Source organism: Klebsiella sp. JN_Kp122 (assembly GCF_040062085.1).
Lineage (GTDB): Bacteria > Pseudomonadota > Gammaproteobacteria > Enterobacterales > Enterobacteriaceae > Klebsiella > Klebsiella aerogenes.
The window spans coordinates 118,672-134,959 of sequence record NZ_JBEAHW010000041.1 but is presented as its reverse complement, the minus strand read 5'-3'; the positions used below and the strand labels follow the sequence as shown (position 1 = coordinate 134,959).

The 16,288-nt window shown below is 56.7% G+C and carries 13 protein-coding genes; 8 read left to right on the top strand and 5 right to left on the bottom strand.

Annotated elements, in window-relative coordinates; translation table 11 throughout:
* Positions 1–149 precede the first annotated feature (149 nt).
* Positions 150–848: a membrane protein associated with oxaloacetate decarboxylase gene (locus tag ABLU78_RS17315; RefSeq protein WP_048229560.1), complete on the top strand. Its 699-nt coding sequence runs from the start codon at positions 150–152 to the stop codon at positions 846–848.
* Positions 849–876: 28 nt separating this feature from the next.
* Here the strand turns inward: ABLU78_RS17315 and degS are convergent, their stop codons facing one another.
* The 3 genes from degS to zapG form a co-directional block, all read right to left on the bottom strand.
* Positions 877–1,935, bottom strand: coding sequence for an outer membrane-stress sensor serine endopeptidase DegS (gene degS / locus ABLU78_RS17310; protein WP_047080093.1), 1,059 nt, complete (start codon positions 1,933–1,935; stop codon positions 877–879).
* Positions 1,936–2,022: 87 nt separating this feature from the next.
* Complete coding sequence (gene degQ / locus ABLU78_RS17305) at positions 2,023–3,390, bottom strand: serine endoprotease DegQ (RefSeq protein WP_015369479.1); 1,368 nt, start codon at positions 3,388–3,390, stop codon at positions 2,023–2,025.
* 173 nt (positions 3,391–3,563) lie between these two features.
* Complete coding sequence (zapG, locus tag ABLU78_RS17300) at positions 3,564–3,962, bottom strand: Z-ring associated protein ZapG (RefSeq protein ID WP_015369480.1); 399 nt, start codon at positions 3,960–3,962, stop codon at positions 3,564–3,566.
* Between the two features lie 190 nt (positions 3,963–4,152).
* On the opposite strand from zapG, the gene zapE reads away from it, so the two are divergent.
* The 6 genes from zapE to ABLU78_RS17270 all read left to right on the top strand — a co-directional run bounded on the left by zapE (position 4,153) and on the right by ABLU78_RS17270 (position 8,632).
* On the top strand, positions 4,153–5,283 hold the full coding sequence (zapE, locus tag ABLU78_RS17295; RefSeq protein ID WP_015703612.1) for a cell division protein ZapE: 1,131 nt from the start codon (positions 4,153–4,155) through the stop codon (positions 5,281–5,283).
* A 247-nt stretch (positions 5,284–5,530) separates the two neighbouring features.
* On the top strand, positions 5,531–5,959 hold the full coding sequence (gene rplM / locus ABLU78_RS17290; RefSeq protein ID WP_002918559.1) for a 50S ribosomal protein L13: 429 nt from the start codon (positions 5,531–5,533) through the stop codon (positions 5,957–5,959).
* Between the two features lie 15 nt (positions 5,960–5,974).
* Positions 5,975–6,367, top strand: a complete 393-nt coding sequence (gene rpsI / locus ABLU78_RS17285; RefSeq protein ID WP_000829818.1) for a 30S ribosomal protein S9 — start codon at positions 5,975–5,977, stop codon at positions 6,365–6,367.
* Positions 6,368–6,676: 309 nt separating this feature from the next.
* Positions 6,677–7,315 (top strand): stringent starvation protein SspA, encoded by a 639-nt coding sequence (sspA, locus tag ABLU78_RS17280; protein ID WP_015369483.1) that lies wholly within the window; start codon positions 6,677–6,679, stop codon positions 7,313–7,315.
* A 3-nt stretch (positions 7,316–7,318) separates the two neighbouring features.
* Positions 7,319–7,816: a ClpXP protease specificity-enhancing factor gene (sspB, locus tag ABLU78_RS17275; RefSeq protein ID WP_015369484.1), complete on the top strand. Its 498-nt coding sequence runs from the start codon at positions 7,319–7,321 to the stop codon at positions 7,814–7,816.
* Between the two features lie 120 nt (positions 7,817–7,936).
* Positions 7,937–8,632, top strand: coding sequence for an N-acetylmannosamine-6-phosphate 2-epimerase (locus ABLU78_RS17270; protein ID WP_032712589.1), 696 nt, complete (start codon positions 7,937–7,939; stop codon positions 8,630–8,632).
* A gap of 63 nt (positions 8,633–8,695) precedes the next feature.
* Here the strand turns inward: ABLU78_RS17270 and gltD are convergent, their stop codons facing one another.
* Positions 8,696–10,114, bottom strand: coding sequence for a glutamate synthase subunit GltD (gene gltD / locus ABLU78_RS17265; RefSeq protein WP_015369485.1), 1,419 nt, complete (start codon positions 10,112–10,114; stop codon positions 8,696–8,698).
* A gap of 9 nt (positions 10,115–10,123) precedes the next feature.
* Positions 10,124–14,584: a glutamate synthase large subunit gene (gene gltB, locus ABLU78_RS17260; protein WP_015703611.1), complete on the bottom strand. Its 4,461-nt coding sequence runs from the start codon at positions 14,582–14,584 to the stop codon at positions 10,124–10,126.
* A gap of 685 nt (positions 14,585–15,269) precedes the next feature.
* Between gltB and ABLU78_RS17255 the strand changes: the two genes are divergently transcribed.
* Entirely contained in the window at positions 15,270–16,196 is a 927-nt protein-coding gene (locus ABLU78_RS17255; RefSeq protein ID WP_015703610.1) for a TIGR01212 family radical SAM protein, read from the top strand.
* The last annotated feature ends 92 nt before the right edge of the window (positions 16,197–16,288 follow it).

Sequence of the window (16,288 nt, the reverse complement as noted above, 5' to 3'; positions counted from 1 at the left end):
CCGGTCCGCTCCGGTTTGTAGCCCCGGTAAGCGCAGCGCCACCGGGGAGAGGTTCGCGGATGGCGGCTTGCGCCTTATCCGGGCTACCGGTGATCCCATAGTCCGGCCGGGCGCCGCACGAGCCGGGAATTTTCCCTGAGGAGGCTTTGATGAATGAAACGGTAGCATTACATCCTGGCAGCAGGTCATCGGCAAAAGAGGGAGTCATTGATGACACTCTGGCGTCGCTGGAGGAGCTTGAACAACTGCATCCGGCTCTGTATCTGCTGGCGCATCCGCCAGTCGTCCGTGGCAGCCATGATTTCTTTGTCTGTTGTTATGACGCAGGTGTACAGCATGCGCAGATCGGCGTGGCTGAAACGATAGCGGCGTTGCTTGATTCGCGGGCGCATGAGCAGCAAAGGAGCGGCCTGCTTTGCGCCGCCGCCGGGCATCTGGATGCGCTGCGCCAGCCGCTGACGCATAATCGTTTATGCGATCTGGCCGGGCAGATGTGCGCCAGCATGGCGCAGGCTGATAGTGAATCGCGCAGCGGATTCTACAGCGTACGCAGTATCTCGCTGCCGGTGTATCGACGATTGCTGCGGGATAACCATTCGCACAGCGTTTGCTTACAACAGTCGCTGCTGCACTTGCTGGCCTGGAAGAGTGAATCGCCGTGGGCGCGGCAGCAGGCGCAACGGCTGCTGTGGCAGGGCGGGGTTCTCGGCGAGAGAGGAGAATTAGCGTTACTGACGCTGGATGATGAACTGCGGGAGCGGCAGGTCCGCTGGCCATCATTATGGTCGTTGCTGGCGGTGACCGGGTTTCTGGCCAGATTCCCGGCGGGACCGCTGTTTGTTGATTAATCGCGCTCCGATAACGGAGCGCTAATCTTTAATTTGTCGCCGGATATTCCTGTACCGCCACGTGCAGGGTGATTTTCTTATCATCACGCATGATGACCACCGGGATTTCTGAACCCGGGCGAATTTCTGCGACCTGGTCCATGGTTTCCAGCGCCGAGATCGCCGGTTTATCGTTCACCGAGATGATCACATCATTGGCGCGGATCCCGGCCTGCGCCGCTGGGCCGTCAGGTGCGACGTCATTAACGACGATCCCCTGGATCTGATCCATGCCGCCGCTCTGCGCATGCATCGGCGCGATCTCGCGGCCGCTGATCCCGATGTAACCGCGGATCACCCGGCCGTCGCGGATCAGTTTGTCCATGATTTTGGTCGCCAGCTGGAACGGGATGGCAAAGCCGATCCCTTCCGGCGTTTCGCCGTCATTGCTCTTATCAAACGACAGGGTGTTAATACCCATCAGTTCACCCAGCGAGTTGACCAGCGCGCCGCCGGAGTTGCCGTGGTTGATAGAGGCGTCGGTTTGCAGGAAATTCTGCCGCCCGGTGGGGTTCAGGCCAATACGACCGGTCGCGCTGATGATCCCCTGGGTGATGGTTTGTCCGAGGTTATACGGGTTGCCTATCGCCAGTACCACATCGCCGATGTGCGGAACGCGTTTCGGGTTAATCGGGATAACCGGCAGGCCGCCGCTGGCGTTTATTTTGAGCACCGCCAGGTCAGTCAGGGTATCGGAACCGACCAACAGGGCTTCAAATACCCGTCCATCCTGCAAGGCGATGATTATCTGATCGGCATCGTTGATGACGTGCTTGTTGGTGAGGATATATCCGCGTTGGTCCATGATAACGCCGGAGCCGAGCGTCAGCTGGTTATGGCTGGTGCTGTTCAGCGCGCGGTTATAGACGTTGACCACCGCCGGCGCGGCGCGTCTTACCGCAGCATTATAGCTGGCGGGCGATTCGTCAGCGGTATCGCTCGGCGTCGCCGACGAGAGCTGCCACTGGCGCAGCGAAGGCATCGCCGCCAGCAGGATGCCGCCGACGATTAAACCGATAAGGACTGAACGTAAAAGCTTTCCTGGCATGATGCGAATATCGTTAATTAATGGGCAGGCGCAGCATAGCATGACTTATCCGGACATCGCACGACGCGCGATGTCCGGATGCAGCCGTCAGCGTAGCAGCAGATAAATGCTTTCGTTACCGCGCAGCACATTCAGCGCGATGACGGCCGGTTTGGTTTCCAGCACTTTACGTAGCTCGGCGATGGAACGCACGCGCTGGCGGTTGAGGCCGATAATGAGATCGTCTTTATGCAGGCCAACCTGAGCCGCCGCGCTGCCTTTATCGACGTTATCGATGCTCACGCCCTTAGTGCCGTCTTTTAACTGACCATCGCTTAGCGCCGCTCCCTGCAGGGCCGGGATAATCAGCTCGGCGCTGGCGGTGGAGGAGGTGCTCTTATCCAGCGTGACCTCAACGTCCAACGGTTTGCCGTCGCGCAGTAGCCCCAGTTTTACTTTTGTGCCAGGGGCGGTAGTGGCGATACGCGAGCGCAGCTCGGCGAAGCTGCTTAGCGGCTTGCCGTTCATGCTGACGATAACGTCACCGGATTTAATCCCAGCTTTTGCGGAGCCTGAATTGGCCAGGACTTCGCTTACAAAGGCGCCGCGCTGAGCGTTGATATTCATCGCTTTGGCGATATCTGCGCTCATTTCCATGCCTTTAATGCCCAGCAGGCCGCGTTTGATTTCGCCGTATTGAATAAGCTGATCGGCGAGGGTCTTCGCCATGTTGCTCGGGATGGCGAAGCCGATACCGATGCTGCCGCCGCCCGGCGCCAGAATGGCGGTATTGATGCCGATAAGCTCGCCGTTGAGATTCAGCAACGCGCCGCCGGAGTTGCCGCGGTTAATTGAGGCATCGGTCTGAATAAAGTTTTCCAGCCCTTCGAGATTAAGGCCGCTACGACCCAGCGCGGAGATGATGCCGGAAGTAGCGGTTTGCCCGAGGCCGAAGGGGTTGCCGACGGCAACGGCGAAATCGCCGACGCGTAGCTTGTCGGAATCCGCGATGGCGATTTGCGTTAAATTGCTGGGTTTTAAAACCTGCAGCAGGGCGATATCGCTCTGTTCGTCGCTGCCGACCAGTTTGGCATCGAACTCGCGGCCATCGTTCAACTGAATGCTGATTTTCTGCGCCTGGCTTATTACGTGGTTGTTGGTCAGCACGTAGCCTTTGGCGGCGTCGATAATCACCCCTGAACCGAGGCCTTCAAACGGCTGCGCCTGCTCTTGCGGCGCGTTGTCGCCGAAGTATTTTTTCAGCTCTTCCGGCATATTCTGCACCGGCGAGGCGGTGCCTTCTACCTGCACGCTGACCACCGCAGGCAATACTTTTTCCAGCATCGGCGCGAGGCTCGGTAGCGCGCCCTGGCCTGGAACCTGGGTCGGCAGTGATGCCGCCGCCGGAGGCAGGACCGACAACGATAATCCAATGCTTAACGCTAACGCACTCAACAGCAAAGTCTGTTTCTTCATTAGATGCTGGCTCTCGTAACCTGAGGTGTATGGAAAATACGTCTGAATGGTTTGATGTTATTGAATTTTCGACCGGCTAACAATGCGGTCCGTGCTTAAATTGTAGCTGGGATGCAGGGGGAAGACGGGCGCGGAAGGCGCGCCCGGTAAATATTTTTACGCAGACAGCGGGATCAGTCGCGTTTCGCGCCACCGCGCAGTAGGCCGGATGCGCCTTCAGAATAATCGCGCGGCATCTGTACCGGCGCCTGATCGTTGCTGGCTTCGGACTCCGCCAGGCGATTGCGGAACGGATTGGCGTCCGCCATTGCGTCCGGCAGCAGGCTGCTGGAGCTTTTTGCCATGTGCTGATACAGCTGACGGTAGTCATCCGCCATGTTGTCCAGCAGTTCTGCGCTGCGCGCAAAATGGCTGACCAGCTCTTCGCGATACTCTTCAAGCTCTGCTTTATTCTTTTCCAGTTCGAACTGCAGCGCTTGTTGCTGACGCAATTTGCGGTTACCAAAACGCATGGCGACGGCACCGATGATGATACCGACGACTAATCCAATTAGCGCGTATTCCCAGGTCATGAACATCTCCCGTTGTTTTGTGGTTCCGTAGGGTGGCTGTTAGGCTCTCCGCCTGCGCCCGATAGTGCCACTATAACCGCTAATTCCACAGAAGTGGAATCCTGGCGTATCATCGCGTACTGTAGAACCGCCTTTTTTTCGTCAATCGTGGGCCACGGCGCCACGGTTTTCAAGGAATAACAATAAGATCATGCAAAGCCTGTCCCCAACATCGCGTTACCTTTTAGCTCTCAAAGAGGGCAGCCATCAACCAGACGACGTGCAACAAGAAGCGGTCAGCCGCCTCGATACCATCTATCGTGAACTGCAGGAAAAACCTGTAGCCGCAGCGCCTGCGGGCGGCGGGCTGCGGGCGAAATTCAGCAAGCTGCTTGGCAAACGCGAACCGGCGGCGGAAGCGACCGCCGTACGCGGCCTGTATATGTGGGGCGGCGTTGGGCGCGGCAAAACCTGGCTGATGGATATGTTTTATCAAAGCCTGCCGGGCGAGCGTAAACAGCGCCTGCATTTCCATCGCTTTATGCTGCGCGTACACGAAGAGTTAACTACCTTGCAGGGGCATAGCGACCCGCTGGAAATCGTTGCCGATCGCTTTAAAGCGCAAACCGATGTGTTGTGCTTTGACGAGTTTTTTGTCTCCGACATCACCGATGCCATGCTGCTCGGCGGCTTAATGAAAGCGCTGTTCTCGCGTGGGATTACGCTGGTTGCTACCTCAAACATCCCGCCGGACGAGCTCTACCGCAATGGTCTGCAGCGCGCGCGTTTCCTGCCGGCGATAGACGCCATCAAACAGCATTGCGACATTATGAACGTCGATGCGGGGATTGATTACCGCCTGCGCACATTAACCCAGGCGCATCTGTGGCTGTCGCCGCTCAATGGCGAGACCAGCCAGCAAATGGATAAACTCTGGCTGGCGCTGGCGGGAGCCAAACGCGAGCAGATGCCGACGCTGGAAATTAACCACCGGCCGCTGCCGACGTTAGGCGTGGAAAACCAGACTTTGGCGGCGTCGTTCGACACGCTATGCGTGGATGCGCGCAGCCAGCATGATTACATCGCGCTGTCACGCCTGTTCCATACCGTGATGTTGTTCGATGTGCCGGTGATGACGACGCATCTTGAGAGCGAAGCGCGGCGCTTTATCGCGCTGGTGGATGAATTCTACGAACGTCACGTAAAACTGGTGGTCAGCGCGGCGGTGCCGCTGTATGAGATCTATCAGGGCGAACGCCTGAAGTTTGAGTTCCAGCGCTGTTTATCGCGCCTGCAGGAAATGCAAAGCGAAGAGTATCTGAAACAACCGCACATGCCCTGAATCCAGCCTTCTTCTCACATTGAGAAAAACCTGCTGCAAATCACATAAAGGGGTCGATCTTTGGCCCCTACTTCTCTATAATCTTGCGACCCCACGTTACGAGAAGGTTTTTTTTCCCGAAATCTTCTATGTGCTGGCATAGGCTATTCGAAGGGGTAGGTTTGCCGGACTTTGTCGTGTGAACCTCAACTGACTAAACGTTTGGGTGTTCACCAACGTGTAACTTATTTATTTGGGTAAGCTTTTAATGAAAACTTTTACAGCTAAACCAGAAACCGTAAAACGCGACTGGTATGTTGTTGACGCGACCGGTAAAACTCTGGGCCGTCTGGCTACTGAACTGGCTCGTCGCCTGCGCGGTAAGCACAAAGCGGAATACACTCCGCACGTTGATACTGGTGATTACATCATCGTTCTGAACGCAGAAAAAGTTGCTGTAACCGGCAACAAGCGCGAAGACAAAATGTACTACCACCACACCGGCCACATCGGTGGTATCAAAGAAGCGACCTTTGAAGAGATGATTGCCCGCCGTCCTGAGCGTGTGATTGAAATCGCGGTTAAAGGCATGCTGCCAAAAGGCCCGCTGGGTCGTGCTATGTACCGTAAACTGAAAGTTTACGCTGGTAACGAGCACAACCACGCGGCACAGCAACCGCAAGTTCTTGACATCTAATCGGGATTATAGGCAATGGCTGAAAATCAATACTACGGCACTGGTCGCCGCAAAAGTTCCGCAGCTCGCGTTTTCATCAAACCGGGCAACGGCAAAATCGTAATCAACCAGCGTTCGCTGGAACAGTACTTCGGTCGTGAAACTGCCCGCATGGTAGTTCGTCAGCCGCTGGAACTGGTCGACATGGTTGAGAAACTGGATCTGTACATCACTGTTAAAGGTGGTGGTATCTCTGGTCAGGCTGGTGCGATCCGTCACGGTATCACCCGCGCTCTGATGGAGTACGACGAGTCCCTGCGTTCTGAACTGCGTAAAGCTGGCTTCGTTACTCGTGACGCTCGTCAGGTTGAACGTAAGAAAGTCGGTCTGCGTAAAGCACGTCGTCGTCCGCAGTTCTCCAAACGTTAATTGTTTTCTGCTCACGCAGAACAATTTGCGAAAAAACCCGCTTCGGCGGGTTTTTTTATGGATAAAACGGCTGTTATCCACAAAGAAATGGTCTGTTCTTACCACTTTTTCAGCATTTCCAGAATACCCTCACCACAACGTCCGCAAAATCTGGTAAACTATCATCCAATTTTCTGCCCAAATGCTGGTGGTTGTTCATTTTTTAGTTAATCAATGAACATATCGTCGCCGTGCGAATGGGGTTTATACATCTGGCTGGCCATGCGTGGTCGGCAGCAGTAAAAATTCTGAATATACCTGGAGGTTTTCATGGCTGTCGCTGCCAACAAACGTTCGGTAATGACGCTGTTTTCTGGTCCTACTGACATCTATAGCCATCAGGTCCGCATCGTGCTGGCCGAAAAAGGTGTCAGTTTTGAGATAGAGCACGTGGAGAAGGATAACCCGCCTCAGGATCTGATTGACCTCAACCCGAATCAAAGCGTCCCGACGCTGGTGGATCGTGAGCTCACTCTGTGGGAATCCCGCATCATTATGGAATACCTGGATGAGCGTTTCCCGCATCCGCCGCTAATGCCGGTTTACCCGGTGGCGCGTGGTGAAAGCCGTCTGTACATGCAACGTATCGAGAAAGACTGGTATTCGCTGATGAATACCATCCAGACCGGTACCGCGGCCCAGGCTGATGCCGCTCGTAAGCAACTGCGTGAAGAACTGCAGGCGATTGCGCCGGTCTTTACTCAGAAGCCTTACTTCCTGAGCGACGAATTCAGCCTGGTCGATTGCTACCTGGCTCCGCTGCTGTGGCGTTTGCCGGTTCTCGGCGTAGAACTGGTGGGTGCTGGCGCGAAAGAGCTTAAGGGCTATATGACTCGCGTCTTCGAACGTGATTCTTTCCTCGCTTCTTTAACTGAAGCCGAGCGTGAAATGCGCCTCGGCCGGGGCTAAATAATGGATGTCTCACAGCTGACGCCGCGTCGCCCGTACCTGCTGCGGGCGTTCTATGAGTGGCTGCTGGATAACCAGCTGACTCCGCACCTGGTCGTCGATGTGACGCTGCCAGGCGTTCTCGTGCCGATGGAGTACGCTCGCGACGGCCAAATCGTTCTGAATATTGCGCCACGTGCGGTGGGCAATCTGGAACTGGCGAATGACGAAGTGCGCTTTAATGCTCGCTTCGGCGGCGTACCGCGCAACGTTTCCGTGCCGCTGGCTGCGGTACTCGCTATCTATGCCCGTGAGAACGGCGCAGGAACGATGTTTGAACCTGAAGCGGCCTATGACGAAGATGTCAGCAGCCTCAACGATGATGACGTCGTGTCTGAGAGCGAAAACGAAACGGTGATGTCGGTGATTGATGGCGATAAGCCGGATAATCACGATGACGATCCAGACGACACGCCGCCGCCGCCGCGCGGTGGTCGTCCGGCGCTGCGCGTTGTGAAGTAATGCCTGACAGGCCCTCCGGGGCCTGTTTTTTTTGCCTGTCTGCTTTGTTAACCCCGCCACACATCACGCGTCCTGCCGCTGGTACTGTTAATGCTACACGTATCCGTCCAGAGAGCAGGAATGTCTTTATTTGAACAACTAAATTCGCGCATACGCCATCATGGCGGACTCATCGTCTCCTGTCAGCCGGTACCCGGCAGTCCGCTTGATGACCCGCAGATTGTCGCCGCAATGGCGCTTGCGGCAGAGCAGGCGGGGGCCGTGGCGCTGCGCATTGAAGGTCTGAACAACCTACATACCGTCCGTCCGTTAGTGACGGTGCCCATTATCGCTCTGATTAAGCGCGATCTGCCTGATTGCCCAGTGCGTATTACTCCATGGTTGGAAGATATCGACGCGCTGGCGCAGGGCGGAGCAGATATTATTGCCATTGACGGTACGCAGCGTCAGCGTCCAGCGTCGGTATCGGCGCTATTGGCGGAAATTCATCATCAGGGAAAAGTGGCGATGGCGGATTGTTCGTCTCAGGCCGATGCCCTGCAGTGCTGGCAGCTGGGCGCAGAGATCGTCGGCACCACTCTTTCAGGCTATACCTCAGAAGAGACGCCGGATGAGCCCGACCTGGCGCTGGTGAAAAGCCTGAGTGCCGCGGGCTGCAGAGTGATCGCCGAGGGGCGCTACAATACGCCAGCGCAGGCGGCTGAGGCGATGCGCCACGGCGCGTGGGCAGTTACCGTCGGTTCAGCGATAACCCGCTTAGAGCATATCTGCGGTTGGTATAATGCGGCGTTGAAACAAGCCGTTTCCAATCGATGAAGCATAAAAAAAGCCCAGTGGCGTTAACCATCGGGCTTTTCTGTGTTGAGACTCAGGGTCTAATCAGACTTCAAGATAGTTGAGGATCCCGTCCGCCGCTTTACGGCCTTCGGCAATCGCCGTTACCACCAGGTCTGAGCCGCGAACGATATCGCCGCCGGCAAAGATTTTCGGGTTGCTGGTCTGGAACGCGTTGTCGCTGCCTTCCGGGGCGATGATGCGGCCCTGAGAATCCAGCTCGACGCTATGTTTCGCCAGCCATTCCATGCTGTGTGGACGGAAACCAAACGCCATCACCACCGCGTCTGCCGGCACCACATGCTCGGAACCGGCGACGATTTCCGCGCGACGGCGGCCTTTCGCATCCGGCTGGCCCATTTCGGTGCGCGCCATTTTCACGCCGCACACTTTGCCGTTGGCATTCACTTCCACGCCCAGCGGCTGGACGTTGAACTGGAATTCGACACCCTCTTCACGCGCGTTTTTCACTTCGCGTTTGGAACCCGGCATGTTTTCTTCGTCACGACGATAGGCGCAGATAACGTGCGCCGCCCCCTGACGAACCGAGGTCCGCACGCAGTCCATCGCGGTGTCGCCGCCGCCGAGAACCACCACGCGTTTGCCTTCCATACTGACGAACGGTTCGTGCGCCGTTTCGCCAAAGCCCATGATCTGTTTGGTGTTGGCGATAAGGAACGGCAGTGCGTCATACACGCCGTTGGCATCTTCGTTTTCCAGTCCGCCGCGCATGGACTGGTAGGTGCCCACGCCCAGAAATACGGCATCGTACTCTTTCAGCAGATCGTCGAGCTGGACGTCACGTCCCACTTCGGTATTGAGCCGGAACTCAATCCCCATGCCGGTGAAGATCTCACGGCGGCGGGTCATCACCTCTTTTTCCAGCTTAAACGCCGGGATGCCGAAGGTCAGCAGACCGCCGATTTCCGGATGACGATCGAAAACGATCGCCTTTACGCCGTTACGGGTCAGCACATCCGCGCAGGCCAGGCCTGCCGGACCGGCGCCGATAATGGCGACGGTTTTACCGGTTTGTTTCACGCCGGACAAGTCCGGACGCCAGCCCATCTCAAACGCCTTATCATTGATATAGCGCTCAATGTTGCCGATGGTTACCGCGCCGAACTCATCGTTCAGGGTACAGGAACCTTCGCACAGGCGGTCCTGCGGGCAGACACGTCCGCAGACTTCCGGCAGGGTGTTGGTCTGATGCGACAGTTCGGCCGCTTCAAAAATACGCCCCTCGTTGGCCAGTTTCAGCCAGTTAGGGATGTAGTTGTGCACCGGACATTTCCATTCGCAGTACGGGTTGCCGCAGGAGAGGCAGCGATCTGCCTGCGCCTTGGCCTGGCCTTCTGAAAACGGCTCGTAAATTTCTACAAATTCAATTTTACGGATCTTCAGCGGTTTCTTTGGCGGATCAACGCGCTGCAGGTCGATAAATTGGTATACGTTCTGACTCATCTTAACCCCTTACTGCGCCTGCACCCGCAGCTCAGCTGCGGAACGACTACGGTGACCCAACAGTGCTTTAACATCGCTGGACTTCGGTTTAACCAGCGCAAACTTCGCTGCGAAGGCCGGCCAGTTGGCGAGGATCTCTTCGCCGCGCTGCGAACCGGTAAGCTGGACGTGTTCGGTAATTAAGCCACGCAGGTGCTCCTCATGGATAGCCAGCGTGTCCACGTCCAGAACTTCCACCAGTTCGGGGTTAACGCGTTTACGGAAGTCGCCATCTTCATCCAGGACGTAAGCAAAGCCGCCGGTCATACCTGCGCCGAAGTTCACGCCGGTTTTCCCCAGGATACAGACGATGCCGCCGGTCATGTATTCACAGCCGTTGTCGCCGATGCCTTCCACCACGGTGATGGCGCCGGAGTTACGTACCGCAAAGCGTTCGCCCGCGCGTCCTGCCGCGTACAGACGACCGCCGGTCGCGCCATACAGACAGGTGTTGCCAATGATGCTTGCTTCATGGCTACGGAAGGCGGAGCCGACCGGAGGACGAATCGACAGCAGACCGCCCGCCATGCCTTTACCCACGTAGTCGTTGGCGTCGCCGGTCAGGTGCAGCTCAACGCCGCCGGCGTTCCAGACGCCGAAGCTCTGGCCCGCGGTACCGCTAAAGTGGGCGGTAATCGGGTCGGCGGCCAGCCCCTGGTCGCCGTGAGTCTGGGCGATATAACCGGACAGCGACGCCCCAACGGAACGGTCAGTGTTGCGAATATCGAACCAGAACGTTTTGCTCTGTTTGTTATCCACATACGGCTTCGCCTGCTGCAGCAGCTGCGCGTTGAGCACGCCGTTATCGAACGGCGGGTTGCTCTCGGTGCAGTACAGCGCTTTGCCCGGCAGCGGCTCAGCGGTTTCCAGCAGTTTGCCGAGCTCCAGTTTCTGCTGTTTCGCCGTAAAGCCTTCCAGTTCTTTCAGCAGGTCGGTGCGGCCGATCAGGTCCACCAGACGCTTCACGCCCAGCTGCGCCATCAGCTCGCGGGTTTCGCGGGCGATGAATTCAAAGTAGTTGGTCACTTTGAACGGCAGGCCGTGGTAGTGGTTCTTACGCAGTTTGTCGTCCTGGGTCGCTACGCCGGTGGCGCAGTTGTTCAGGTGACAGATACGCAGGTATTTACAGCCCAGCGCGACCATCGGGCCGGTGCCGAAGCCGAAGCTTTCCGCGCCAAGGATCGCCGCTTTGATGATATCGAGGCCGGTTTTCAGGCCGCCATCTACCTGCAGGCGAATTTTATGACGCAGGCCGTTGGCGACCAGCGCCTGCTGGGTTTCCACCAGGCCAAGTTCCCACGGACAGCCGGCATATTTCACCGATGAAAGCGGGCTCGCCCCGGTACCGCCATCGTAGCCGGCGATAGTGATTAGGTCTGCGTAGGCTTTCGCCACGCCGGTGGCGATGGTGCCGACACCCGGCTCGGAAACCAGTTTGACGGAAATCATCGCCTTCGGATTGACCTGCTTGAGGTCGAAAATCAGCTGCGCCAGATCCTCGATAGAGTAAATATCGTGGTGCGGCGGCGGGGAGATCAGCGTCACGCCAGGTACCGAATAACGCAGTTTGGCAATATAAGGCGTCACTTTGTCACCCGGCAACTGTCCGCCTTCACCGGGTTTCGCGCCCTGGGCGACTTTAATCTGGATCACGTCGGCATTCACCAGGTAGGCTGGGGTAACGCCGAAACGACCTGAAGCCACCTGCTTAATACGCGAGACTTTGTTGGTGCCGTAGCGCGCCGGGTCTTCACCGCCTTCACCGGAGTTGGAGAAGCCGCCGATGCTGTTCATCGCTTCCGCCAGTGATTCGTGCGCTTCCGGGCTCAGCGCGCCGATCGACATGGCCGCGGTATCGAAGCGTTTAAACAGCTCTTTCGCTGATTCCACTTCATTGATGCTTATGGCTTCATCGCCTGGGTTGAGCGCCAGCAGATCGCGCAGCGTGGCTGCCGGACGTTCGTTAACCAGCTTCGCGTATTCCTGATAATCACGGTATTCGCCGCTCTGAACCGCCTGCTGCAGGGTGCGAACGACGTCCGGGTTGTAGGCGTGATATTCGCCGCCGTGGACATATTTCAGCAAACCGCCCTGAGCCAGCGGTTTACGCGCCAGCCATGCGCGTTTCGACAGATTCAGCAGGTCCTGCTGGAAGTCATCGAAACCGGCGCCGCCGATGCGGCTCACTACGCCCTGGAAGCAGAGGTCGGCCACGTCGCGATGCAGACCGACCGCTTCGAACAGCTTCGAGCAGCGGTAGGAGGCGATGGTCGAGATCCCCATCTTCGACATGATTTTGTACAGGCCTTTGTTGATGCCGTTACGGTAGTTCAGCATCACCGTACGGTATTCTTTATCGATAGCTTTGCTATCCACCAGCTTCGCCAGGGTTTCATAGGCAAGATATGGATAGATAGCCGTCGCGCCAAAGCCCAGCAGCACCGCAAAGTGGTGCGGATCGCGGGCGCTGGCGGTTTCGACGATGATGTTAGCGTCGCAGCGCAGGCTCTTATCGACGAGGCGCGTCTGGATGGCGCCAACGGCCATCGGCGCCGGTACCGGCAGACGGTCTTTCGCGATGTTGCGGTCGGACAGCACCAGCAGTACGGTGCCGTTACGTACCATCTGTTCCGCTTTATCGCACAGCGCTTTTACCGTCTCGGCCAGCGTGGTTTCGTTGGCATCAAAGGTAATATCCAGGGTGTCGGCGCGATAGTGCTCCTCCTCCATGGTGGTCAGCTGTTTAAAGTCGGAGTACAGCAGGATCGGCGATTTGAAGCTCAGGCGGTGCGCCTGGCCTTCCGCTTCGCAGAAGACGTTCATTTCACGGCCGATGCTGGTGGCCAGCGACATCACGTGCGCTTCACGCAGCGGATCGATCGGCGGGTTTGTCACCTGGGCGAACTGCTGGCGGAAATAATCATAAATGATACGCGGCTGGCTGGAGAGCACGGCGAATGGGGTATCATCGCCCATCGAACCGACCGCTTCCTGGCCGTTTTCCCCCAGGACGCGCAGGACGGAGTCCAGCTCTTCGGCGCTGTAGTTAAACTGTTTCTGGTAGCTGGCGAGCGTGTCATCATCCAACTGACGGCTGCCGACTTCTTCTTCCGGCAGGTCTTCGAACGGCACCAGACGGCGGACGTTTTTCTCCATCCACTCTTTGTACGGATGGCGGCTTTTTAGATCGTTATCGGTTTCCGCCGAGTGCAGAATGCGCCCGCTGCGGGTATCGATGACCATCAGCTCGCCAGGCCCAACGCGGCCTTTTTCCATCACCTCATCAGGCTGGTAGTCCCAGATACCGACTTCAGACGCGCAGGTGATGAGTTTATCTTTGGTAATGACGTAGCGCGCCGGACGCAGACCGTTACGGTCGAGGTTACAGGCGGCGTAGCGACCGTCGGACATGACGATGCCCGCCGGGCCGTCCCACGGCTCCATATGCATGGAGTTAAAATCGAAGAACGCGCGCAATTCCGGATCCATGTCCGGGTTATTCTGCCAGGCTGGCGGTACCAGCAGGCGCATCGCGCGGACGATATCCATCCCGCCTGCCAGCAGCAGTTCCAGCATATTATCCATCGAGCTTGAATCAGAGCCGGTTTCGTTGACGAACGGCGCGGCGTCATGCAGATCGGGGATCAGCGGAGTCTGGAATTTATAGGTACGGGCGCGGGCCCACTGGCGGTTACCGGTGATGGTATTGATTTCACCATTGTGCGCCAGATAGCGGAAAGGCTGCGCCAGCGGCCAGCGCGGCACGGTATTGGTGGAGAAGCGCTGGTGGAACAGGCAGATGGCGGATTCCAGACGCAGGTCCGCGAGGTCCAGGTAGAAGCGCGGCAAATCCGCCGGCATACATAGACCTTTATAGATATTAACCAGGTTCGACAGGCTACAAACGTAGAAATCTTTGTCTTCCTGCAGGCGCTTTTCAATGCGGCGGCGCGCGATGAACAGACGGCGTTCCATATCGCGCGGACGCCAGCCTGCCGGCGCGTTAACAAAAATTTGTTCAATACGAGGCAGCGAGGAGAGGGCGATTTCACCGAGCACGCCTTCATTGGTTGGCACATCGCGCCAGCCAACGATAGACAATGTTTCGCGTTGCAGCTCTTCTTCAACGATACGGCGCGCAGCGCTTGCCAGCTCGGGGTCTTTATTCAGGAACAGCATCCCGACGGCGTAGTTTTTGGCTAAGCGCCAGCCGCGCTCTTCCGCCACAATCCGGAAGAAACGATCGGGTTTTTGTAACAGCAGGCCGCAACCGTCGCCGGTTTTACCATCGGCCAGGATCGCGCCGCGGTGCTGCATTCGGGCCAGTGCGTGTATAGCGGTGCGCACTACCTTGTGGCTAGGTTCGCCTTCTATGTGGGCGATCAGGCCGAAACCACAGTTATCCCGCTCAAGGGATTTGTCGTACAACATATCAGTGAACCTCCCCAGGCTCTACGGGACGCCCCCTTAATCGATTGCGCGCAAGGCACAGCAAGAGCATGGCGACGGGGTAAGGGCATCTTTGCCTACCTCGCATTCGCCCTCTTTAAATCCTTTTCGCATCGGTACACAAGTTTGAGGACTTGCTATTAAGAGGGAATCTCAATTACTGCATAAATATGATGAGCAGAGCGCTCATCCAGAAAGCTTCCAGCGGATTCCCAACTTAGCGAGAATCCACACTTACGTCAAATGGCAATCTTATTTATACAAAAGTGTGCTAAGAGGTGTTTAATTTTATGATTTTAAAAAGAATTGTTGTTTTTTTAAAGGCATATAAACTCTCAGGGATGCGTAATCTAGTGTGATCTGTCTCACTATATCCGTAGCCTAAGATTACCTTTCTGTGCTGAATTGTATTTTTATGGCGGAATATTTGACTGCTGGTTGTCTTAATCGCAGGAAATAAAACTGTTTTTTGCTGCGACAAAGATAATTGAAACTCAGCATTGAAGTATAAGTAAATGTTATTACCGCGGGTGTGAATGAAACCGCGTTTATTTTGATTTAATATGCAATGAGGTAAGCGGCCGCGCTGACGATTGATCCAGGTCATCGCCGTCGGAGGCTAAAAATGGCAGGCTTGGCCCCTTTCTTGAGGCCGGTCTATCAGATTATGCAGTTACAAAAATTAGTCAACATGTTTGGTGGGGATCTTACGCGCCGCTACGGCGAAAAGGTTCATAAACTGACGCTGCATGGTGGATTTAGCTGCCCGAACCGGGATGGCACAATTGGCCGCGGCGGCTGCACATTTTGTAATGTCGCCTCCTTCGCCGACGAGGCCCAGCAGTACCGTTCGATTGCCGATCAGCTGGCGCACCAGGCGCAGTTGGTTAACCGAGCGAAACGCTATCTTGCTTATTTCCAGGCCTACACCAGCACCTTTGCCGAAGTACAGTTGCTGCGTTCAATGTATCAGCAGGCGGTGAACCAGGCGAATATCGTGGGGCTGTGCGTCGGCACCCGCCCCGACTGCGTTCCCGATGCGGTGCTGGACCTGCTCAGCGAATATCGGGAGCAGGGCTATGAAATCTGGCTGGAGCTGGGATTGCAGACCGCGCATGATAAAACGCTGCATCGTATCAATCGCGGCCATGACTTTGCCTGCTACCAGCGCACCACCCGACTGGCGCGCGAGCGCGGATTAAAGGTCTGCGCGCATCTTATCGTCGGCCTGCCGGGCGAAACCCAGCAGCAGTGCCTGCACACCCTGCAACGGGTGGTCGACACCGGCGTCGATGGCATCAAACTGCACCCGCTGCACATCGTGACCGGCAGCATCATGGCGAAAGCCTGGCAGGCGGGTCGCCTGAACGGTATTGCGCTGGATGATTATACGATCACCGCCGGTGAGATGATTCGCCATACCCCGCCGGAGGTGATTTACCATCGCATCTCGGCCAGCGCCCGCCGCCCGACGCTACTGGCGCCGCTGTGGTGCGAAAACCGCTGGACCGGTATGGTCGAGTTGGACAAATACCTTAATACCCATGGCGTTCAGGGGTCGGCATTGGGGACGCCGTGGATCCAGCCTGCCTGATGTTCCACTTCCTTAACGGCTGATTACCGCCGCATTTTTTGCACAACTTACAGCGTAATGTTCAGAATTGGGTATTATTGTGCGGAGTTGGC